This is a genomic window from Glutamicibacter sp. NPDC055354 (assembly GCF_053644955.1).
In genome coordinates, this window is the sequence record NZ_JBSHMB010000001.1 from 1,137,461 (window position 1) to 1,157,552 (window position 20,092).

At 60.3% G+C, this 20,092-nt stretch carries 24 protein-coding genes; 9 read left to right on the forward strand and 15 right to left on the reverse strand.

Translation table 11 applies throughout. The annotated features are described in order from the left end of the window. The first annotated feature begins 1 nt into the window (after position 1). A complete protein-coding gene (locus tag ACWICV_RS05190) occupies positions 2-1,105 on the forward strand; it encodes an Mrp/NBP35 family ATP-binding protein (protein WP_105661514.1) in 1,104 nt (367 codons plus the stop codon). A gap of 12 nt (positions 1,106-1,117) precedes the next feature. Here the strand turns inward: ACWICV_RS05190 and ACWICV_RS05195 are convergent, their stop codons facing one another. Continuing rightward, a complete protein-coding gene (locus ACWICV_RS05195; RefSeq protein WP_133833695.1) occupies positions 1,118-1,522 on the reverse strand; it encodes a sec-independent translocase in 405 nt (134 codons plus the stop codon). Between the two features lie 77 nt (positions 1,523-1,599). After that, positions 1,600-2,217 carry an RNA polymerase sigma factor SigE gene (gene sigE / locus ACWICV_RS05200; RefSeq protein ID WP_105657526.1) on the reverse strand — a complete coding sequence of 206 codons (618 nt, stop codon included), beginning with the start codon at positions 2,215-2,217 and terminating at the stop codon, positions 1,600-1,602. Positions 2,218-2,355: 138 nt separating this feature from the next. Here sigE and ACWICV_RS05205 point away from each other — a divergent pair, with 138 nt between their 5' ends. Next, positions 2,356-3,021: an O-methyltransferase gene (locus ACWICV_RS05205; RefSeq protein ID WP_105657527.1), complete on the forward strand. Its 666-nt coding sequence runs from the start codon at positions 2,356-2,358 to the stop codon at positions 3,019-3,021. Positions 3,022-3,117: 96 nt separating this feature from the next. Here the strand turns inward: ACWICV_RS05205 and ACWICV_RS05210 are convergent, their stop codons facing one another. The 3 genes from ACWICV_RS05210 to ACWICV_RS05220 form a co-directional block, all read right to left on the reverse strand. After that, on the reverse strand, positions 3,118-3,285 hold the full coding sequence (locus ACWICV_RS05210) for a DUF3117 domain-containing protein (RefSeq protein ID WP_013349509.1): 168 nt from the start codon (positions 3,283-3,285) through the stop codon (positions 3,118-3,120). Positions 3,286-3,408: 123 nt separating this feature from the next. Beyond that, a complete protein-coding gene (locus ACWICV_RS05215; protein ID WP_105657528.1) occupies positions 3,409-3,753 on the reverse strand; it encodes a DivIVA domain-containing protein in 345 nt (114 codons plus the stop codon). Positions 3,754-3,756: 3 nt separating this feature from the next. Next, a complete protein-coding gene (locus ACWICV_RS05220; RefSeq protein ID WP_105657529.1) occupies positions 3,757-4,542 on the reverse strand; it encodes an LOG family protein in 786 nt (261 codons plus the stop codon). A gap of 177 nt (positions 4,543-4,719) precedes the next feature. On the opposite strand from ACWICV_RS05220, the gene ACWICV_RS05225 reads away from it, so the two are divergent. The 4 genes from ACWICV_RS05225 (at position 4,720) to ACWICV_RS05240 (ending at position 8,038) form a co-directional block, all read left to right on the forward strand. Next, entirely contained in the window at positions 4,720-5,451 is a 732-nt protein-coding gene (locus tag ACWICV_RS05225) for an ATP-binding cassette domain-containing protein (RefSeq protein ID WP_434693192.1), read from the forward strand. 31 nt (positions 5,452-5,482) lie between these two features. Beyond that, positions 5,483-6,313 (forward strand): glutamate ABC transporter substrate-binding protein, encoded by an 831-nt coding sequence (locus ACWICV_RS05230; protein WP_105657531.1) that lies wholly within the window; start codon positions 5,483-5,485, stop codon positions 6,311-6,313. Positions 6,314-6,452: 139 nt separating this feature from the next. Continuing rightward, positions 6,453-7,130: an amino acid ABC transporter permease gene (locus tag ACWICV_RS05235; protein ID WP_105657532.1), complete on the forward strand. Its 678-nt coding sequence runs from the start codon at positions 6,453-6,455 to the stop codon at positions 7,128-7,130. Further along, the gene (locus ACWICV_RS05240; RefSeq protein WP_105657533.1) at positions 7,127-8,038 is read left to right on the forward strand and encodes an amino acid ABC transporter permease; all 912 of its coding nucleotides are present in this window, start codon (positions 7,127-7,129) and stop codon (positions 8,036-8,038) included. The genes ACWICV_RS05235 and ACWICV_RS05240 overlap by 4 nt, the downstream gene beginning before the upstream one ends. Before the next feature lie 89 nt (positions 8,039-8,127). Here the strand turns inward: ACWICV_RS05240 and dapE are convergent, their stop codons facing one another. Continuing rightward, entirely contained in the window at positions 8,128-9,204 is a 1,077-nt protein-coding gene (gene dapE / locus ACWICV_RS05245) for a succinyl-diaminopimelate desuccinylase (RefSeq protein WP_402470698.1), read from the reverse strand. A gap of 82 nt (positions 9,205-9,286) precedes the next feature. Here dapE and dapD point away from each other — a divergent pair, with 82 nt between their 5' ends. Continuing rightward, positions 9,287-10,240: a 2,3,4,5-tetrahydropyridine-2,6-dicarboxylate N-succinyltransferase gene (gene dapD, locus ACWICV_RS05250; RefSeq protein WP_402470695.1), complete on the forward strand. Its 954-nt coding sequence runs from the start codon at positions 9,287-9,289 to the stop codon at positions 10,238-10,240. A 62-nt stretch (positions 10,241-10,302) separates the two neighbouring features. On the opposite strand, the gene ACWICV_RS05255 is transcribed toward dapD, so the two are convergent. The 4 genes from ACWICV_RS05255 to fdxA all read right to left on the reverse strand — a co-directional run bounded on the left by ACWICV_RS05255 (position 10,303) and on the right by fdxA (position 13,890). Beyond that, positions 10,303-10,851 (reverse strand): hypothetical protein, encoded by a 549-nt coding sequence (locus ACWICV_RS05255; protein ID WP_133833694.1) that lies wholly within the window; start codon positions 10,849-10,851, stop codon positions 10,303-10,305. 202 nt (positions 10,852-11,053) lie between these two features. Further along, entirely contained in the window at positions 11,054-12,340 is a 1,287-nt protein-coding gene (locus ACWICV_RS05260; RefSeq protein WP_105657537.1) for a citrate synthase, read from the reverse strand. Between the two features lie 98 nt (positions 12,341-12,438). Further along, positions 12,439-13,554, reverse strand: a complete 1,116-nt coding sequence (gene dapC / locus ACWICV_RS05265; protein ID WP_454090647.1) for a succinyldiaminopimelate transaminase — start codon at positions 13,552-13,554, stop codon at positions 12,439-12,441. 12 nt (positions 13,555-13,566) lie between these two features. Further along, entirely contained in the window at positions 13,567-13,890 is a 324-nt protein-coding gene (gene fdxA, locus ACWICV_RS05270) for a ferredoxin (RefSeq protein ID WP_013349521.1), read from the reverse strand. Between the two features lie 214 nt (positions 13,891-14,104). Between fdxA and ACWICV_RS05275 the strand changes: the two genes are divergently transcribed. Both ACWICV_RS05275 and ACWICV_RS05280 read left to right on the forward strand, forming a co-directional pair. Further along, the gene (locus ACWICV_RS05275) at positions 14,105-14,347 is read left to right on the forward strand and encodes a putative acetyltransferase (protein WP_400288366.1); all 243 of its coding nucleotides are present in this window, start codon (positions 14,105-14,107) and stop codon (positions 14,345-14,347) included. A 125-nt stretch (positions 14,348-14,472) separates the two neighbouring features. Further along, positions 14,473-14,982 carry a helix-turn-helix domain-containing protein gene (locus ACWICV_RS05280; protein ID WP_105657540.1) on the forward strand — a complete coding sequence of 170 codons (510 nt, stop codon included), beginning with the start codon at positions 14,473-14,475 and terminating at the stop codon, positions 14,980-14,982. Between the two features lie 63 nt (positions 14,983-15,045). Here ACWICV_RS05280 and ACWICV_RS05285 read toward each other — a convergent pair whose 3' ends face one another. The 5 genes from ACWICV_RS05285 to ACWICV_RS05305 all read right to left on the reverse strand — a co-directional run bounded on the left by ACWICV_RS05285 (position 15,046) and on the right by ACWICV_RS05305 (position 20,092). Beyond that, a complete protein-coding gene (locus ACWICV_RS05285) occupies positions 15,046-15,483 on the reverse strand; it encodes a hypothetical protein (RefSeq protein WP_105657541.1) in 438 nt (145 codons plus the stop codon). Continuing rightward, complete coding sequence (gene typA, locus ACWICV_RS05290; RefSeq protein ID WP_105657542.1) at positions 15,464-17,371, reverse strand: translational GTPase TypA; 1,908 nt, start codon at positions 17,369-17,371, stop codon at positions 15,464-15,466. The genes ACWICV_RS05285 and typA overlap by 20 nt, the downstream gene beginning before the upstream one ends. Before the next feature lie 147 nt (positions 17,372-17,518). Further along, positions 17,519-18,061, reverse strand: coding sequence for a GNAT family N-acetyltransferase (locus ACWICV_RS05295; RefSeq protein WP_400288368.1), 543 nt, complete (start codon positions 18,059-18,061; stop codon positions 17,519-17,521). Positions 18,062-18,128: 67 nt separating this feature from the next. Further along, positions 18,129-19,274 (reverse strand): molybdopterin-synthase adenylyltransferase MoeB, encoded by a 1,146-nt coding sequence (gene moeB, locus ACWICV_RS05300; RefSeq protein WP_402470687.1) that lies wholly within the window; start codon positions 19,272-19,274, stop codon positions 18,129-18,131. Beyond that, positions 19,271-20,092 (reverse strand): thiazole synthase, encoded by an 822-nt coding sequence (locus ACWICV_RS05305; RefSeq protein WP_402470685.1) that lies wholly within the window; start codon positions 20,090-20,092, stop codon positions 19,271-19,273. Before ACWICV_RS05305 ends, moeB begins: the two co-directional genes overlap by 4 nt.

Consider the following 20,092-nt stretch of genomic DNA (forward strand, 5'->3'; position numbering starts at 1 on the left):
ATTGAGCACCACGCCAGAACTCCTAGCCGCCCTCGCAAAGGTCAACGACCCGGAGCTTCGCCGGCCGATCACCGAATTGGGCATGGTGGAATCAGCTGTCCTGGCCGATGGCACCGCCAAGGTCAAGATCTTGCTGACCATCGCCGGTTGCCCGATGCGCTCCACCATCGAGGAAGAGGCCACCGCGGCCCTGCTGACCGTAGCAGCGGTGCAGCGCGTTGAGGTGAGCCTGGGCGTCATGGATCCGCAGCAGCGCGCGGAGCTGCGCGAGTCACTGGCCAGCCGCCGCACCCCGTTCTCCGATCCTGCTTCCCTGACCCGGGTGATCGCTGTGGCCAGCGGCAAGGGCGGCGTGGGCAAGTCGTCGATTACCGCGAATCTGGCCTGCCAGCTAGCCTCCCAGGGCTTGAAGGTCGGCCTGATCGACGCCGATGTCCATGGTTTCTCCATTCCCTCGCTGATGGGTATTTCGCAGAACCCCACCCGGGTTGATGACATGATCCTGCCGCCGGTGGCGCACGGAGTGAAGGTCATTTCCATTGGCATGTTCCTGGATTCCAACCAGCCGGTGATCTGGCGCGGCCCGATGCTGCACCGGGCCCTGGAGCAGTTCCTCTCGGATGTCTACTTCGGGGACCTGGACTACTTGTTGCTGGACCTGCCGCCAGGCACCGGGGACATGGCCATCTCCGTGTCCCAGCTGCTGCCCAATAGCGAGCTGCTGGTGGTCACGACTCCGCAGTCCACGGCTACCGAGGTTGCCGAACGCGCCGGCACCATCGCCTTGCAGACCCATCAGAAGGTGATCGGGGTGGTTGAGAACATGAGCTTCCTGCAGCTGCCCGACGGGTCGCGCATGGAGGTCTTCGGTTCCGGTGGCGGTGCCAAGCTCAGCGAATCGCTGAGCCAGCAGCTGGGCTACCCTGTTGGGATGCTGGCCCAGATTCCGCTGGAAGAGTCCGTACGCGTGGGTTCGGATCAGGGCCAGCCGGTAGTGCTCAGCACCCCGGGGGCACCGGCCGCGGCAGCGATGCGTGAATTGGCCGGGAAATTGGAACAGCGACCGCGCGGGCTTGCCGGGCGATCGCTGCCGATGTCTTTCTGAGGACTTCTGGGCCTAGGTGGCTTCTGAGTCGAAGGGTGCCGGTTCGTTGGCGCCCAGCTGCAGCTGCTGCGCGGTAGCCGAAGGGACCGCGGTGCGCACCGGTGCTGGGGCCACGGTCTTGGCTGGAGAACCCTTTGCGGCATTCACGGCGTCGTCGAATTCATCGACAAGCGCCTCCTTGATGATTCGACGTGGATCATACTGGCGCGGGTCCAGCTTCTTCCAGTCGATATCGGCAACCTCGTCGCCTACTTCCTCGCGCAGCTGCTCCTTGGCGCCATTGGCCATGCGCCGCACTTCCTTGACCAGGTTCGCTAGCTTTTTGGCGTACTCAGGAAGCTTTTCGGGGCCCAGAATAACGACCGCCAGCACGGCGAGAACGATAAACTCGCCACCATTAATACCAAAAAGATCCACGTAAGAAGATTACCTTGTTACAGTGCCACTGACGAAGTCACCGCGCCACGCCAACGGTGAACACGCGATGAACGGGGTTAGCTGGCGGCGCGCAAGCCTCGCGGGATGCGCGGCAACGACATGGTCTTTGCAGGGCGGTTGGCTGGATTGCGGTGAGCGAGCGCATCACGAAGCATGGCGCGGCCACGGTGGATGCGAGAACGCACGGTCCCGAGCTTGACATCCAGGATGCGTGAGACTTCCTCGTAGGAGAAGCCTTCCATATCGCACAGGACAATAGCGGCACGGAACTCCGGCGACAACGCACGCAGGGCTTCTTGCACGTCGACATCCAAGTTGTTGAATTCGAAATAGCGTTCCGGGGTTACCGCGGTACCGGGCATCCGGTCTTCGGATCCCTCGGCGAAACGGTCGAAGCGGATCTTGCTCTTGCGCCGAGCCTGGTCCAGGAACAGGTTGGTGGTAATGCGGTGCAGCCACCCGCCCATGGTTCCGGGGGTGTAATTTTCCAAGGCTTTGAATGCGCGAACGAATGCCTCCTGCGAGAGGTCCTCGGCATCTTGGCGGTTACCAGTCAAACGGTAGGACAAACGGAAGACCCGTTGCCCATGTTCTTGGACCATCTGATCCCATGTCGGAGTCGTGGTTTCGGCAGTCACCGTAGAAGAAACTGTTTCACTTCGTGCATTGTTCACACTCCAAGTATGAAATGGGAAGCTGAGCTGAAGCTAAGAATACCCTGCGCGAGAACCTCCAAGTTCAACAACTTCAGGTAACGACGTAGGTACGATGGGAACTGGCCCCGCCAATTCAACCCTTGAGGACCTCCGCCGATGCCATCGATGAATCCAGAACTCTTCGCGAGCTGGACCTACACCCAGAACCACGTCAACGAACCAGAGCATGTCGCCCCGGTTCGCGAACGTGCGGAAGACCTGGGCGTGCGCTGCATCGATCAGGCCGGCCGCTCGATGCTGCAGATGCTCTGCACCCTGCGCCAGCCGCGCAATATCGTGGAGATCGGATCCGGTGTGGGTGTCGCATCGCTGGCGATGCTCGAGGTCATGGGCAACGCCATGACGTTGACCGCGATTGAATCGGATCTGGAGCACGCCAACGCGATGCGCCAGGGCCTGCGCGATTCAGGCATCCCCACCGCCCGCGCCCGCATTATCAATGAGCGCGCAGAGAACGTGCTCTCGCGCTTGGCCGACCACGCCTACGACCTGGTACTCATCGACGCCGGCGCTGAGCTGCTGCTCGAGTACGTGGCCGAGGCCAAGCGGCTGGTCGGAACCGGCGGGGTGATCATAGTGAACAACGCCTATGACGAGCACCGCCTGGCCAAACCCGCGGTTCGCCGCCCCTCCACCGTCACGACCCGAGATGCCCTGCGCATGCTGCGCGAGGACCCGCGCTTGCAGACCCACCTGTTCCCTACCGAGCAGGGCCTGTTTGTGGCCACTGTCCTTCCTGCCAAGGCCGCGACCCGCCTCTAGCCGCTGATTTCGGGAAAGACAAAGGACCGACATTTCTGTCGGTCCTCGATTGCCGCACCAGCAACCCGTGCGGCCAAAGCTAGAACTTGGGCAAGCTTACTCAGTTACCTTGAGCAGGCACTCACGCAATTCGGTTGCCTCGTCGTTGTTCAACTCGACTACCAGTCGTCCGCCTCCGTCGATTGGCAGGCGCAAGATGAGGCTGCGGCCTTCCTTAGCGACTTCCATTGGTCCATCACCGGTGCGTGGCTTCATAGCAGCCATTAAGCTGTTCCCTTCGTCTGTGGCTAACGCATGCACTGGCGCTTGCCGTGCATACAACCGAATGCCTAGTCCATCCTCAGCAAGGATTCCCTGCTGAGTTGGGACACTTATCTTTTATTATTACTAATTTTCGCCCGTGTCGCTAATCACACGCCGTGACTCAAGGTCACGAACCGTATTCTCCAGCTCGGTAATTTCTGCCGCGAGGACATCGAGCACCTCATCCACCTGGTCGCAGCGGTAACCGCGCAAGCCCAAGGAGAAGCGAACTTTCTCCACATCTTCAGCGCGCGGATTCTTGGCCAGCAGCACCGGCGGCAACGAAGCCTGGTGCTCTACCAATCCCGTGATGGGCTCCCCAGTGGATTCGAAGTGGCGACCTGCCGGTACATTCTTCCGCTGGCTGGACAGCAGCAGCGCAACAGCACCCACCAGCAATACTGCGATGGCAACAAGGAGGAACGGCATCGCCTACTGCCCCTTCGCCAGGTCGCCGACCTTCAGGTTTTCTTCATGCGCACGCAGCACCAGATCCACCGCTTCATCAGGATCATCGGTGATAGTGAACAAGTCCAGATCACCGGGGGAAATGGTGCCTTCAGCAACGAGCGTCTTGGTCATCCAGTCCACCAAGCCGCCCCAGTATTCGGTGCCCACAAGCACAATCGGGAAGCTGGTGATCTTCTTGGTCTGGACCAAGGTCAACGCTTCGAACAGTTCGTCCAGGGTGCCAAAACCCCCGGGGAGCACAATGAAGCCCTGCGAGTACTTCACGAACATCGTCTTGCGCACGAAGAAGTAGCGGAAGTTCAGGCCCTTGTTGACCCAGGCATTCAGTCCGGTTTCAAAAGGCAGCTCAATGCCCAGGCCTACGGAAACGCCGTCCTTGTCAGCAGCTCCCTTGTTGGCCGCTTCCATGGCGCCGGGGCCGCCACCGGTGATGGTAGTGATGCCTTCCTCGGCCAAGCGGCTGCCGACACGCTGGGCCATCGCATAGTACGGGCTGCCTGGATCCGTGCGCGCGGAACCGAAAACCGCGATGGCAGGACCGGTGCCGGCCATATTTCCAAAGCCAGAGACGAATTCCGATTGGATTCGCAACACGCGCCACACGTCGCTATGCGTGACATCGACCTGCGGGCTTTCCAGAAGATGGTGGTCAAGCTGATCTTCCGGTTGCTTTCCTGGCCAGCTCGCTTCGATGTGGCGCTTTTGCCCGACCCGGGCATTTTCTTCACTCTTACGCTGATGAACCATAGCTTCACTCTATCGGTTACTCCTGCGCATCTTCGGATGTGACCTACCGCGGATTGGAGAACAGTTTGATAACAACTAGGTGTGACATGGTCGACGGGTCGCGTAGTCGCCGTCACATCAAGTAATGTCTACAACATGAAAAGCGATCATCAGGCTCAAGCTTCTTCTGAAGGCCCTATCGTCCAGCTGACTGGGGTCAATAAGCACTACGGTGCGCTGCATGTGCTCAACGGCATCAATCTCGAAGTGACCAAGGGCGAGGTCGTTGTGATCCTCGGCCCGTCGGGCTCGGGCAAGTCCACGCTGTGCCGCGCCATCAACCGACTGGAAACCATCGACGAAGGCACCATCAAGATTGATGGCAAGACCCTTCCCGAAGAGGGCAAGGCACTGGCCAATCTCCGGGCCGATGTCGGCATGGTCTTCCAGTCCTTCAACCTCTTTGCCCACAAGTCGATCTTGGAGAACGTGACCCTCGGTCCGATGAAGGTCAAGGGCATGAAGAAGGAGGAGGCCAAGAAATTGGCGATGCAGTTGCTGGAGCGTGTGGGCGTGGCCAATCAGGCCGGCAAACTGCCCGCACAGCTTTCTGGCGGCCAGCAGCAGCGTGTGGCGATCGCCCGCGCACTGGCCATGAAGCCGAAGGTGATGCTTTTCGACGAGCCAACCAGTGCCCTGGACCCGGAAATGATCAACGAGGTCCTGGACACCATGGTGGGTCTTGCCAAGGAAGGCATGACCATGCTCGTGGTCACCCACGAGATGGGCTTCGCCCGCAAGGCGGCGGACCGCGTGATCTTCATGGCCGACGGCCAGATCGTCGAGCAGGCCACTCCTGAGGAATTCTTCACCAATCCCAAATCCGACCGTGCCAAGGATTTCCTTGGCAAGTTGATCACCAACCACTAATTTCATCATCACGCATCCAATAGGAGGAACAATGCGCAAGACTCGTTTCGGCACTGTAGCCGCAATGGCCGCCGTCGCAGCCCTGGCCCTGACTTCATGTGGCGGCTCCGGCGACAGCGAAGCCGACGGCGACAAGATCCGCATCGGCATCAAGTACGACCAGCCGGGACTCGGCTTCAAGGACGGCGATAACTACACCGGTTTCGACGTTGACGTCGCCAAGTACGTAGCCAGCGAACTGGGCTACACCGAGGACAAGATCGAATTCATTTCGGCACCGTCGGCCAACCGCGAGACCATGCTGCAGAACAACCAGGTTGACATGATCTTCGCAACCTACTCGATCACCGATGAGCGCAACAAGGTTGTCGACTTCGCTGGTCCATACTTTGTCGCCGGCCAGGACCTGCTGGTTCCATCCGACTCGGATATCGCCGGCCCAGAAGACCTCGATGGCAAGAACCTGTGCTCGGTCACCGGTTCCACCTCGGCCCAGAAGGTCAAGGACAACTACGCCCAGAACACCAACCTGCAGGAACTTCCGGGCTATGCAGAGTGCACCACCCAGATGAGTGGCGGCACAATTGACGCGGTTACCACCGATGACATCATCCTTGCCGGCCTGGCTGCGCAGCCTGCCTACAAGGGCAAGTTCAAGGTTGTCGGCGCGCCATTCACCGAAGAGAACTACGGCGTGGGCCTGCCTGATGGCACCGACAAGTGCGGCGACATCAATGCGGCAATCACCAAGATGATCGAGTCCGGCGAGTGGCAGAAGGCCCTGGACAAGAACACCGAAGGCACCGGTTACAAGCCGAACGCTGAAACCAACCCGCCAACCCTTTCGGATTCCTGCGCCTAGCAGCATCTGATGCGATGGGGGCCAAACGCAGCGTGTTTGGCCCCCATCTGCAATCTGCGTTTCCCAGGTACCAGCTAATGCAGGTACCGGACCCATAGCCGCTTGGCCGGTTTTCCGGCCATCGAGACAGAGGCTTGCAGTGGAGAATTACTTATCCATATTCACTGAGTACGACATTCCCGGAGCTTTCTGGGTCAATATCCAACTAACTTTCTGGGCTGCCATTGGCGCCCTCGTGCTGGGCACCATCTTGGCCTTGCTGCGCATCTCCCCCGTAGGGAGCTTCCAGGCCCTGGGCACCAGCTACGTTAACCTGATTCGCAATACCCCGCTGACCATCATCATCCTGTTCTGCGTGCTGGCCCTCTACGGCCAGCTCGGATTCGTGCTCAGCAGCGATTTCCAGGGAAACTTCTTCCGCCTCGCCGTCCTTGGCCTTGCGGTTTACCACGCGGCGTTCGTGTGCGAAGCGATCCGCTCGGGCGTGAACACGGTTCCCCTGGGACAGGCAGAAGCTGCTCGTGCCATCGGCCTGAGCTTCTTGCCCGCAGCGCGCTTGGTGATTCTGCCGCAGGCCTTCCGCGGCGCGATTGTCCCCTTGGGCAACACCTTGATCGCCTTGATCAAGAACTCCACCGTCGCAGCGGTCGGTTCGGTTGCCACGGAATCCTCCTCGGTCATGAAGACCATGATCGAGTTCCGCGCAGATATCGTGATCCCGATCTTCTTGACCTTCGCAGTGGGCTTCGTGATCATCGTCATTCCGGTGGGCCTGTTGACTACTTGGGCTTCTAAGAAACTGGCGGTGGCACGATGAGCGCGTCGATTCTTTTTGATACTCCCGGGCCAAAGGCCCGCCGCCGCATCTTGGCGGTAAACATAGTCGGCGCCTTGATTGCCTTGGGCATCGTGGCGTGGATCGTCCTCGGCCTGGCCGCCAAGGACCAGATGCAGCCTTCGCAATGGGATGACTTCATCGAAGGCAGCACCTGGAAGAACTACCTGCTTCCGGGCTTGTGGAACACCACCAAGGCAGCAGTCCTGGGCATCATCGGCTCGGTGATCTTCGGCCTGATCTTCGGTGTCGGCCGCTTGGCGCAGAATAAGCTGATCAACGGAATCTCCACCGTGATTGTCGAATTCTTCCGCGCGGTACCAGTGCTGCTGATGATCGTGTTCTTCAACGTCTTCTTCTCCCGTTCCCTGCAGCTGTCAGGTGATACGGCGATGTGGGCCGTGGTCGCGGCGCTGATCTTCTACAACGGCTCGGTCGTTGCGGAGCTGGTCCGTTCCGGCGTGCACAATCTGCCCAAGGGACAGCGCGAGGCAGGCATAGCGATCGGCCTGACCCGTGGCATGTCGCTGCGCCACATCGAGATCCCGCAGGCGCTGGTCGCCATGCTGCCGGCGTTGATCGGCCAGTTCGTTGTGATCTTGAAGGACTCGGCTTTGGGCTACATCATCAGCTTCAACGAGTTGCTGTTCTTCGCCCGCACCTACTCCTCGCCTAACGGCAACGTCCTGCAGGCGCTGATTGTGGCGGCAGCCATCTTCATCATCATCAACTTCACCTTGAGCAAGATTGCCGTGATTGTCTCGCGCCGGCTGAGCAGCCGGGTGAAGAAGGAGAAGAATACCCCGGCCGGCCCGGCCGCAGCTATAGTCGGCGCCCCAGCCGGCCTCGACGTGCCAGCGCCACAGGATCCTTCCGATCCCAAGGCCTAGCAGCTGAAACAAAAAATCTCCGTACCGCATGATTCACGCGGTACGGAGATTTTTTGTCTCTTCAAAGGCTGATCATCCCAGCCTCTGCGCTAGCCCAACCAAGTGCGCAGGGTCTGCAGGCAATCGCGGATGGCCTGCTGCGGCACATGCTCATCATCGCTGTGCGCCAGCAGCGCATCGCCCGGGCCGAAGTTCACGGCAGAGATGCCCAGGGCGGAGAAGCGGGAAACATCGGTCCATCCGTACTTCGGCTTCGGTTCCTGGCCCAGTACCTTGATCAGGTCTGCGGCGATCTCCTGGTCCAAACCGGGTTTGGCGCCATCAGCGCCATCGGTGCGTTCAATGTCGAAGCCGTCGAAAAGCTCACGAACCACGGCTTCAGCTTGGGCCAGTGTCTTGTCCGGAGCGAAGCGGTAGTTCACTTCCACCTCGCAGTAATCGGGAATCACGTTGCCGGCAATGCCGCCGGCAACACGGACCGCGTTCATGCCTTCACGGTAGTCCAAGCCTTCAACGGTGATGGTCCGGGGCTGGTAGGCAGCCAAGCGCTGCAGGATCTCCCCCGCATCGTGGATCGCGTTATGCCCCATCCAGGCACGTCCCGAGTGGGCTGCCTTGCCGCGGGTGCGGATGACGAAGCGGCTGGTTCCGTTGCAACCGCCTTCGACGGTGCCGTCGGTCGGTTCCAGCAGGATCGCGAAGTCGGCCTCCAAAAGTTCCGGGCTGTTCTTGGCCAGGCGGCCCAGACCGGATTTGGCTGCTTCTACTTCCTCGTGGTCGTAGAAGACGTAGGTGATATCGTATTTGGCCTCAGTCAGTTCTGCAGCCAGCGCAAGCTGCACGGCGACCCCGCCTTTCATGTCCGTGGCACCACGGCCATAGAGCACCCCGTCGATGACTTCTGCGGGCACGGTGCCCTTGGCGCCCTCGGTGCGCGGCAAAGGCACGGTATCGAGGTGCCCGGCCAGCACGACGCGGCGTTCGCGGCCAAAGTTGGTGCGCGCTACGATGGCGTCCTGGTCCCGGTGCACCTCAAGGTGCGCCAGCTTCCGCAGCGCCTGGTGCACCTTGTCGGCCAGCTCTTGCTCGTTGCCGGAAACGGATTCAATGTTCATGATCTGCTCGGTAAGCAGGGCAACGTCTTGCTGCAGGTCCAATTCGTTCACGGCTGGCTACGTCCTGAGTCTCTAGCTTCACTTTTTTGTCATTTATCAACGTTACTCCGGGCAACAAAGATACGATCAGTGTATGACTTCAGAATCTGTGACATCCAGCGAATCATCTGTCCGTTTAGCCTCAGCCCATGGCCTGGCAACGGTCGCATCCGATGGAACGATCCTTGATGTTTGGTACCCGGCTCCAGTCTTGGGCGAACTCGCCAAGGCTGAAGGGCTCTCCGGTGAACTCGCTGCCGCCGCGCAGGACGATGCAGCCCGCGGCACCACCCAGAAGGTCGTTTCACTGACCATTAATCTTGATGTAGCACCAGCTGACACCGCCGATGTGTGGCTGCGCCTGCACCTGCTCTCGCACCGTCTGGTCCAGCCGAACAGCATCAACCTCGACGGCATCTTCGGCCACCTCGCCAATGTCGTGTGGACCAACTCCGGGCCTTGCCAGGTAGAGGGGTTTGAGGTGACTCGCTTGAAGCTGCGCGCCCGTGGAGCGGTCACCGTGTACGGCGTGGACAAGTTCCCGCGCATGGTCGACTACGTGGTCCCAGCCGGCGTGCGCATTGCCGACGCTGGCCGCGTGCGCCTCGGCGCCCACCTGGCCGAAGGCACCACCGTCATGCATGAAGGATTCGTCAATTTCAACGCCGGCACCTTGGGCACTTCGATGGTGGAAGGCCGCGTGTCCGCTTCGGTCGTTGTCGGCGATGGTTCGGATGTCGGCGGCGGCGCCTCGATCATGGGCACCCTCTCCGGTGGCGGCAAGGAGCGCATTGTCATTGGCGAACGCGTACTGCTGGGCGCCAACGCCGGTGTAGGCATTTCCATCGGTGACGACTCGGTAGTGGAAGCTGGCCTGTATGTGACCGCCGGCACCCGTGTGGTTCTGGGCGAGAAGCAGGTCAAGGCGCTGGAGCTTTCCGGCGTGCCGAACCTGCTCTTCCGCCGCAATTCCATCACCGGCGCCGTTGAGGCGTTGCCGCGCGCCGGCCAGACCGTTGAGCTGAACAGCGCACTGCACGCCAACTAGTTCTTGCCCTGCAGTCCAACTGGCAGATCACGGAAGTGATCTGCCAGTTTTTTATTGCTGGGCTATCCGCCGGGGAAGATGATGGTCACCATCGGCTGGATGAAGCCGTGGAAGGCCTTGGAGTCGCGTAGCAGCGACGTACTGGCCACGATGGTAGCCGTGCCGGTCAGCCATGCCCTGGGCTCGTCCAGGGGCACGTCAATGAGCTGGATTTCCTGGCGGGTGGATTGCATGCCGTGCTCCACCCCGTGGTCGATGAGGATTCTTTCCAGCTCATCCATGCGGTGCGGCACGTACTTGCCACTGTTTTCTGCAAAGTCCTGGGCATGCTGCTGGGCAAAAACCGTGGCCTGGCCGTAGTGCGCGCGGGCCAGCCGGGCCAGGGCCGGGTAGCCGTCGTCTTGAAGCCGTTCAATCAGTGCATCGCTGGCCGCCGGCTCCTTGGCCGGCGCTATTGCGGTCAGCGAATCCCACCAGGAGCTCCATTCCTGCTTGAGCTGTCCATGCGAGTCGTCGATCTTGTTGCGGTTCTTGATATTGGAAGCCAGCCGGCTATTGGGTCCGGCCTCCGCGGGGTGGACGCCTGACAGTTCGCGCAGGTACAACGCCATCAGCATATTCTGATTGGTATTTATGGCTAGCGACCAATTATTTCCACGACGTTGGTACATGCATACCACCTGACTCTTCGGCACACTTGTCGTTCCCTCTGCCTCATAGGATACTCCCGAAGTACCGCTTAAAACAGGGAAGGACCTGTCGCCCCACTTGTGTGGGAAGACAGGTCCTGCCGCCGGGATCCGGAAACTCGCCCTAGGCCTGGTAGCCGGGATAGTCGCGAGCGGTTTCACCCATGTACAGCTGGCGTGGGCGGCCGATCTTCAGCTCTGGGTCCTTGATCATTTCGCGCCACTGTGCGATCCAGCCTGGCAGACGGCCGATGGCGAACAGCACGGTGAACATCTTCTCCGGGAAGCCCATTGCGGTGTAGATCAAGCCGGTGTAGAAGTCCACGTTCGGGTAGAGCTTACGCGAGATGAAGTACTCATCATTCAGCGCAGTCTCTTCCAGCTTCATCGCGATCTCAAGCAGCTCGTTCTTGCCCTGCTTTGCCAGCAGGTCGTGAGCGGTCTTCTTGATGATCTTGGCGCGTGGATCGTAGTTCTTGTACACACGGTGGCCGAAGCCCATCAGGCGTACGCCGTCTTCCTTGTTCTTGACCTTCTGCATGAAGTCTTCTGGGGAGATGCCGGAGGACTGGATCTCGCGCAGCATCTTCAGCACGGCTTCGTTGGCGCCGCCGTGGGCTGGGCCGGACAGTGCATGGATACCTGCAGAAACCGAAGCGAACATGTTGGCTTCGGAGGAACCGACCAGGCGCACGGTGGAGGTGGAGCAGTTCTGCTCGTGGTCAGCGTGCAGGATCAGCAGCAAGTCGAGGGCCTTGACCACATCCGGATCCGCAAGGTAGGGCTCGGCAGCGGTGCCGAAGCACAGGCGCAGGAAGTTCTCGACCATGTTCATCGAGTTGTCCGGGTACAGCAATGCCTGGCCGATGGACTTCTTGTGCGCGTACGCAGCCAATACCGGCAGCTTTGCCAGCAGGCGCAGGGTCGAACGCTCAACCTGTGCGTCATCCTTCGGATCCAGCGAATCCTGGTACCAGGTCGACAGGGCCGAAACAGCCGAGGACAATACCGGCATCGGGTGCGCGTCGCGCGGGAAGCCGCCGAAGAAGCCCTTGAGCTCTTCGTGCAGCAGGGTATGGCGGCGCAGCGAATTGTCGAACTCGGCCAGCTGATCAGCAGTCGGCAGTTCGCCGTAGATCAGCAGGTAGGTTACCTCGATGAAGCTGGACTTCTCGGCCAGCTGCTCGATTGGGTAACCGCGGTAGCGCAGGATGCCCGCGTCGCCGTCGATGTAGGTAATCGCGGACTTGGTAGCCGCGGTGTTCATGAAGCCGGGATCGTAGGTCACGTTCCCGGTAGTCTTCAAAAGTGGGGCTACGCCAAATCCGTCATTGCCCTCTGCTGCCTGAATTACTGGCAGCTCGAGGTTGGATTCTCCAAAGTGTAGCTGTGCAGATGTGGTATCTGTCATTGCATCTCCTAACCGGAAAGCGTGTAGTTCCGAAAGGTCAGTCGTCACCGTAGAACATACCGCGATTTGACCCATTCAAGCTAATTAGGGTGTCATCTTCACCGGTTGGCGGAAGAATTCAACCGTTCAACGGCAGCCGCGATCCGCTCATCGGAGGCGGTCAAGGCCACGCGTACATGGCGTTCCCCCGCGGTGCCGTAGAAGACGCCAGGACCGGCAACGATGCCCAGTTCCGCCAGCGCCCCGATGGTTTCGAAGCTTGGCCGCCCAGCGGTGCACCACAGGTACAGTCCTGCCACCGAATCATCGATGGCCAAGCCGAAGTTCTCCAGCGCTGGCCGCAGCATGGCCCGGCGTGCCCGGTACAGCTCGCGCTGCGCCGCAACATGCTCGTCGTCATTCAATGCCACCACCATGGCGTGCTGGATTGGACCGGGCACGATCATGCCCGCATGCTTTCGGCTGTTGACCAGAGTTGGCATCAGGTTCGGGGCGCCGGCAACGAAAGCGGCGCGGTATCCGGCGAGGTTCGACTGCTTGGACAGCGAGTACAGGGCGAACAGGTCATCGAGGTTTCCTCCGTTGACCGCCGGGTCCAGGATGCTTGGCACCTGGCCCTCGTATTCATCCCATCCCAGTTCGGCGTAGCACTCATCGGAGGCCACGACGGCACCCATTTCACGCGCCTGGGCCACGATGCTTGCCAGCTCGGCGGTAGCACGGACCTTGCCGGTCGGGTTGCCTGGCGAGTTGACCCAGATGAGCTTCACGCGTTCACGCTGCTCAGCAGTCAATTCCGAAAGGTCGTCGGTGGCGATGGCGGTCGCGCCGACCAGCTGGGCGCCGATGTCATAGGTGGGGTAGGCGATCTCTGGACGGACCACGATGTCGCCGGCACCCAGGCCCAGGAACAGCGGCAGCCATGCCACCATTTCCTTGGAGCCGACCGTTGGCATGACATCATCGGTGCTCAAACCGGTGACATTGCGGCGACGGGCGAACCAGTCGACGATGGCCTGGCGAACTTCAATGGTGCCGTGCGTGGTCGGGTATCCGTGCGAGTTCGCCGCCTCGGCCAGCGCCTGCTGGATCAGCTGCGGCGTGCCATCGATCGGCGTGCCGATCGACAGGTCCACGATTCCCCCCGGATGCGTGGATGCTTGCTCGCGGTATGGGGCAAGCTGGTTCCAGGGGTAATCGGGGAGCTCAAGCATAAAAGTGAAAACCTAGCCTTGGTTCTGTGGTGGCAAGGCGCTGATCAGTGGGTGGTCAGTGCCGGTGTTACCAATTTTAGCGGCGCCGCCCGGGGATCCAAGTTCGTCGAAAAAGTCGACGTTTGCCTTGTAATAGTCGGCCCATTCATCCGGCACGTCATCTTCGTAGTAGATGGCTTCAACGGGGCAGACAGGTTCGCAGGCGCCGCAGTCAACGCATTCATCCGGGTGAATGTAGAGCGAGCGCTCACCTTCATAGATACAATCTACCGGGCACTCTTCGACGCACGCCTTGTCTTTAACGTCGACGCACGGCTGAGCGATGATGTAAGTCACGAGGGCCGAGACCTTTCCTTGCACTGGGTGGTTTCAACAGGAGCTAGTGGTTTCCTCAGATGCTCTTTGAATCCTTTACCAGCTCAAACTACAGTCTAGTCCTGATACCCATGCATCGGACCGCCCATTGGCTCGCTGTGACGTAATCGACCATTCACATTTCAGCTTCCCGGGGTCCAGATGAATTCTTCTTACGAAAAGATGACGTTTCCAAATGCTTAATTTCAGTGATGTGACGCCCGGTGAACGGCTTGTTGTCCGCTACCGCTTGGCCGACGGGCGGGCCGGTGAGCATTTTTCCGATGCACTGGGCGAGTTGCAGGAAGTGACGGAGGAATCGGTGAGCATCCAAACCCGAGCTGAACTGGTATGCATCCCCCGCGCGGCGATCACTCACGCCAAGCGGGTACCGCCGGCTCCGACGCGCCGCAGGCCCCGTGCCCCTCGCGCCGAGTAGCAGCCTGCAAGCCGCGCAATTTTCCTGCCTCCAGGTGTTGCTGCCGCGGGCACACCCATACCGCTTGGGACGACATGTGATTTGAAACTGCCAATCACTCAGCGCTTTTCGCGTATGCTGTTTCCATGCCCTCCGATAAACTTGTCCAATCGCGAGCACGAGCTCTCAGCTCCCCGCTGAGGCTTCGCATCTTGCGCTTGTGCCTCCATGAGTCACGAACGAACAAGGAAATTGCGGACATTCTCGATTTGAATCCCGCCACCTCCTTGCATCACGTGCGAACCCTGGTCAGCAACGGTTACCTCGCGGCAGAAGAATCGCGCCGAGGCAACCGTGGCGCCAAAGAAGTGCCCTACCGCAGCACCAAGCAGTCCTGGGGCACGCGCATTCCCGACGCGGCCCCCATGCTGGTGGACACCTTCCTGCAGGAAATCGAGGGACTTGATCCCCAGGAGATACAGGTAATCCGCTTGGGCCTGAAGCTCAATGAAGAAAGCCAGAAGGATCTCATGAGCCGGCTGCGCGCTGTGATCGAGGACTACGCGATGCGAGATCCGGATCCAGACGGCGTTGCCACCTCGTTGTTCTTGGCCCACCACCTGGATATCACCGGCAATGCGCGCAAAGACCAGTAGCCTGCTTTTCGCCTAATTAAACACAGAAGGAGCTCTTCCCGTTGGGAAGAGCTCCTTCTGTTTTCAGTTCTGGCGTTGTTGCTTGCGCAGCACTCGCAAGGAGCACAGCAGGGCAATCACCGATGGAATAACCATTCCATACATCCACAAGGCCGAGGCCAGCGTTGGCCCGGGCAGGTACTTGTAGTACTCCATGCCCAAGATCAGCTGGTCATCGCCCACATAGGAAATCAGGCCAACGGTCACATAGCAACCGATGAACCCCAGTGCACCGGCCCACAGCTTCGATGAAGACACCGCAGCCCAGTACACCAGAACTCCGAGCAGGAGCCAGGCCAGACCCACACCCCAAACCAGCGGGATGTCGTTTCCGACATAGCTGATGGAGGCGTGGATTGCGGTCCCGAATAATCCTGCTGCCACGGCGGCAACAACACCGCGCCAGAGCGCGGAGAAGTTGCTGCCGAGGGATTTGCGCTTATTAGGAGCGAGCGCGTGCACGGGTAGCCTTGGCACGGTCGTTGGCGTTCAGCAGAACCTTGCGGATGCGGATGGCTTCCGGGGTAACCTCAACGCACTCGTCTTCGCGAGCGAATTCGAGCGACTCTTCCAGAGTCAAGTTACGTGGTGGGGTCAGGTTCTCGAACGAGTCCGAGGAAGCAGCACGCATGTTGGTGAGCTTCTTTTCCTTGGTGATGTTCACGTCCATGTCGTCGGCGCGGGAGTTCTCGCCGACGATCATGCCCTCGTAAACCTCTTCGGTTGGCTTCACGAAGAAGTTCATGCGCTCCTGCAGGTTGATCATCGCGAATGGAGTCACAACGCCTGAACGGTCGGCAACGATCGAACCGTTGATGCGGTATTCGATTGGGCCTGCCCATGGCTCGTAGCCTTCAGCCAGCGAAGCAGCAATGCCGGCGCCGCGGGTTTCGGTCATGAAGCGGGTACGGAAGCCGATCAGGCCACGTGCTGGAACCATGAATTCCATGCGAACCCAGCCGGTGCCGTGGTTAGCCATGTCGGTCATGCGGCCCTTGCGCGATGCCATCAGCTGGGTGATAGCACCCAGGTACTCTTCAGGCACGTCGATGGTCATGCGTTCCATTGGCTCGTGAACCTTGCCGTCAACCATCTTGGTAACAACCTGTGGCTTGCCAACGGTCAGCTCGAAGCCTTCACGGCGCATCTGCTCAACGAGGATGGCCAGTGCCAATTCGCCACGGCCCTGGACTTCCCAAGCATCTGGACGCTCGGTAGGCAGGATGTTCAGCGAAACGTTGCCGATCAGTTCCTTGTCCAGGCGATCCTTGACCTGTCGTGCGGTGACCTTGGCACCCTTGACCTTGCCAGCCAGTGGCGAGGTGTTGATACCGATGGTCATCGAGATCGCAGGTGGATCAACGGTGATCAATGGCAACGGCTTAGGGTTCTCAAGGTCGGTGAGGGTCTCGCCGATCATGATGTCTTCGATACCGGCAACTGCAACGATCTCGCCTGGACCAGCTTCGTCAGCTGGAACGCGGGTCAGGCCCTGGGTGGCCAGCAGTTCGGTGATCTTGACCTGCTTCATGGTGCCGTCCTGGCGAGCCCAGTTAACCTGCTGGCCCTTGCGCAAGGTGCCGTTGATCATGCGCAGCAGCGCCAGGCGGCCAAGGAATGGCGAAGCGTCAAGGTTGGTGACGTGGGCCTGCAGGACTTCACCTTCGGTGTAGGTCGGTGCAGGAACATGCTTGATGATGGTCTCGAACAGTGGCTCAAGATCTTCGTTGTCCGGCAGGGTGCCATCGCCAGGCTGGTTCATCGAAGCGTAGCCGGCCTTGCCCGAGGCGAAGACGACAGGAACGTTCAAGATTGCGTCCAGATCCAGATCCGGAGCTTCGTCAGCCAAGTCCGAAGCCAAGCCCAGCAGCAGGTCCATGGAGTCGGAGATGACGCCATCGATGCGGGAGTCGGGACGGTCGGTCTTGTTGACCACGATGATCACTGGCAGGTTGGCGCTCAATGCCTTGCGCAGCACGAAGCGGGTCTGCGGGAGCGGGCCCTCGGATGCGTCAACGAGCAGAACCACGCCGTCAACCATGGACAGGCCGCGTTCCACCTCGCCACCGAAGTCGGCGTGGCCTGGGGTGTCAATGACGTTGATGGTCATCTTCTTGCCCTCGGCTGCTGGGCCGTTGTAGAACACGGTGGTGTTCTTAGCAAGAATGGTGATGCCCTTCTCGCGTTCCAGCTCACCTGAGTCCATCACGCGATCTTCGGTTTCACCATGGCTGTCGAATGCGCCAGTCTGCTGGAGCATGGCGTTGACGAGGGTGGTCTTGCCGTGGTCAACGTGCGCAACGATGGCTACATTGCGAAGTTCATCGCGAGTAATGGTGTTTGCTGACATGCGTGAAGGCTCACTTCCGCTCGAAAATTTGGGTCTGTGGAGTCGGGGCCAAAGTCGACCCAACAATCCAGTTTACGCGCTCGAGACTCATAGTCTGTTGATCTGTGTCAGAACATACAGGAATTTCATGTATCAGTCGCAAAGAATTCAGCGGATTGACCGCGTTGGCATCCAAAAACGCAGCTTGCTAGGCCCAAAGTTGACTTCAATTTCCGGGAGTTCAGCGTCCAGCAAGCCGCCGCATTTTTCTATGGTGGATTTTGAACCGATGTTATCGGAATCACAGGTAACCAGCGCATGTTCAATTCCTGATTCGCGAAGTTCCTGCAACCCGAATTTGCACAGTTCCTGTGCCACACCACGGCGACGATACTCGGGAATTACACCATAGCCGATATGTCCGCCGACCTGAAACAGGCTCTCGTTGATTTCATATCTGACGGAAACCCGACCTACCAGATCCCCATCGTCAAAGGCGGCGAACAGCGCCGAGCGAACCCAGCCTTCTGGAATGTGCTCGCCTCGGCGCCCTGCCTTCATCCGGTAGATATAGTCTTCCCAGTCCTCGGCGGCAGACCAAGTTGGCAAGAACTCGAAGTCTTCGCGAAGCATCAAGTGGTGGGCGTCGATTGCCTGCTGTTCGTCCTGGCTTTCCAATTCACGGATCTCCAGCGTCTTTCCCAACGTCATAGCGCCAGTATGCCAGAGCGCCTTCGCCTCCCACCGGTGAATTGCGCGCCAAAGATGCGCCTGAGCCCTAGTAGGCCACCTGCTGGCCCCGCACTTGCCTGGCCCATTCCACGGTTCCGCCGCTAAGGCTGTAGACCGCAATGCCTGCATCCCGACCGGACATGGTGATCCGCGCCGCCTGCTGCGAACGGGCACCGGTTTTGCACACGAATACGACCGCCGAAGCGCTGTGCGCGAGCTTTCCCAGACCCCGTTCTTTGAGCTGCGCGAGCGGGAGGTGCTGGCTGTGCGGGATCGCTATGATGTCGCGCTCCCAGGATTCGCGCACATCCACCAGCAATACCGGTTCGTCCGCTTCCAGCTCCGCTAGCTGCTGAACCGTGAGCTCCGGGACATGCCCTTCGGCAGCGCAGGAAACCGGCAGGTACTCCCCCAGCCCGGTCACCGGCTCACGTTGCGGATCCCTGACGAAATCGAGGGTCCGCACACTGGCTTCCAGCGCATCATAGAGCCAGAGCTTGCCGCTCAGTGTGGTCCCGATTCCGGTAATGAGCTTCAGGGCTTCGGCGCACATCACCGAACCGATAACGCCGCACAGTGCGCCGAAGACTCCTCCTTCGGCACAGCTGGGCACGGAGTCCGCGTCGGGGATTTCAGGAAAAAGATCACGCAGCATCGGGCCGGTGCGCGGATCGAAGACGGACACCTGCCCGGAGAACTGGAAGAGGGTTCCCCACACCAGCGGGGTGCCGGTGATTTCCGCGGCATCATTGGACAGGTACCGCGTGGCAAAGTTGTCGCTGCCGTCGATGACCAAGTCGTATTCACTGAATAGCGCCACTGCGTTGGATTCATCCAGCTTTTCATCCACGGTGATGATCTGGACGTTCCGGTTCTGCTCGTGGGCCATCCGCCGCACCGAATCCACTTTCAGGCGCCCTGCATCCTGTTGCCGGTGCATGGTTTGTCGTTGCAGATTGGACAGCTCGACGGTGTCATCGTCGATGATCCCGAGGGTGCCGATTCCCGCAGCGACCAGGTAGCTGGCAATGGGACTGCCCAGGCCCCCGGCTCCGATAACCAGCACCTTGGCGTTGGCGATGCGGCGTTGCCCTTCTTCTCCCACCCCGGGCAAGGACAAGTGCCGGGAATAGCGCGCCAGCTCTTCCGGTTCCAGCTCCGCGCCGGGTGCTACCAAGGCTTCCCGGCTCACGAGAAGTCACCGACCAGGGTTTGCATCATGCCTTCGGCCGGCGAGGAGGCCAGTGCGGTATCGCGGCGCGGGATCCGGCCAGCGAGCCGCGCGGCGCGCCCGGCACGCACGGCATCCTTCATGGCCCTGGCCATGAGCGGCGCGTTGTGCGCCCGGGTCACCGCGCTGGCCAGCAGCACCGCGTCGCAGCCGAGCTCCATGGCCAGGGCCGCATCCGAGGCGGTGCCCACCCCGGCGTCAAGGATCACCGGTACCTGCGCGCGCGAGACGATGGTGGAAATATTGTGCGGATTCAGGATCCCCAGGCCCGAGCCGATCGGTGCTCCGGCCGGCATGATTGCCGCAACCCCGGCGTCCTGCAGGCGCTGGGCAAGTGCCGGATCATCATTGGTGTAGGCGAAAACCTGGAACCCGTCGGCCACTAGTTGCTCGGTGGCCGCATGCAGTTCCAGCGGGTCCGGCAGCAGCGTGTGCTCATCGGCAATGACTTCGAGCTTGATCCAATTGGTTTCCAGAGCTTCACGGGCCAGGTGCGCGGTGAGGATCGCATCGCGGGCGGTGAAGCATCCAGCGGTGTTGGGCAGCGCAATCACGTTGTTGCGCTGCAGCAGTTCATACACGTTGCCTGCGCCGGCCGCCGAAAAGTGGCGGATGGCCACGGTGGTCAGCTCCGTTCCGGAGGCCTGCAGCGCGCTTTCCAGGGTGGTCAGCGAACTCGCTCCCCCGGTGCCGAGGATCAGGCGCGAGGACAAGGAGCGTCCGGCGATTTGGAATGGGTCGCTGTGGATGTCCAGCTCGGTGATGTTGCGCGTTTCCAT

Excerpts from the sequence above, each read along its gene's own strand:
- ACWICV_RS05280 (WP_105657540.1), top strand. The coding sequence starts at position 14,473 with ATGCCCTCCGATAAACTTGTCCAATCGCGAGCACGAGCTCTCAGCTCC.
- ACWICV_RS05215 (WP_105657528.1), bottom strand. The coding sequence starts at position 3,753 with ATGCCGTTCCTCCTTGTTGCCATCGCAGTATTGCTGGTGGGTGCTGTT.
- ACWICV_RS05275 (WP_400288366.1), top strand. The coding sequence starts at position 14,105 with ATGCTTAATTTCAGTGATGTGACGCCCGGTGAACGGCTTGTTGTCCGC.
- dapD (WP_402470695.1), top strand. The coding sequence starts at position 9,287 with ATGACTTCAGAATCTGTGACATCCAGCGAATCATCTGTCCGTTTAGCC.
- dapC (WP_454090647.1), bottom strand. The coding sequence starts at position 13,554 with ATGCTTGAGCTCCCCGATTACCCCTGGAACCAGCTTGCCCCATACCGC.
- ACWICV_RS05305 (WP_402470685.1), bottom strand. The coding sequence starts at position 20,092 with ATGGAAACGCGCAACATCACCGAGCTGGACATCCACAGCGACCCATTC.
- ACWICV_RS05220 (WP_105657529.1), bottom strand. The coding sequence starts at position 4,542 with ATGGTTCATCAGCGTAAGAGTGAAGAAAATGCCCGGGTCGGGCAAAAG.
- ACWICV_RS05260 (WP_105657537.1), bottom strand. The coding sequence starts at position 12,340 with ATGACAGATACCACATCTGCACAGCTACACTTTGGAGAATCCAACCTC.
- typA (WP_105657542.1), bottom strand. The coding sequence starts at position 17,371 with ATGTCAGCAAACACCATTACTCGCGATGAACTTCGCAATGTAGCCATC.
- ACWICV_RS05205 (WP_105657527.1), top strand. The coding sequence starts at position 2,356 with ATGCCATCGATGAATCCAGAACTCTTCGCGAGCTGGACCTACACCCAG.
- ACWICV_RS05210 (WP_013349509.1), bottom strand. The coding sequence starts at position 3,285 with ATGGCTGCTATGAAGCCACGCACCGGTGATGGACCAATGGAAGTCGCT.
- ACWICV_RS05240 (WP_105657533.1), top strand. The coding sequence starts at position 7,127 with ATGAGCGCGTCGATTCTTTTTGATACTCCCGGGCCAAAGGCCCGCCGC.
- ACWICV_RS05230 (WP_105657531.1), top strand. The coding sequence starts at position 5,483 with ATGCGCAAGACTCGTTTCGGCACTGTAGCCGCAATGGCCGCCGTCGCA.
- ACWICV_RS05295 (WP_400288368.1), bottom strand. The coding sequence starts at position 18,061 with ATGACGTTGGGAAAGACGCTGGAGATCCGTGAATTGGAAAGCCAGGAC.
- ACWICV_RS05255 (WP_133833694.1), bottom strand. The coding sequence starts at position 10,851 with ATGGCGTTGTACCTGCGCGAACTGTCAGGCGTCCACCCCGCGGAGGCC.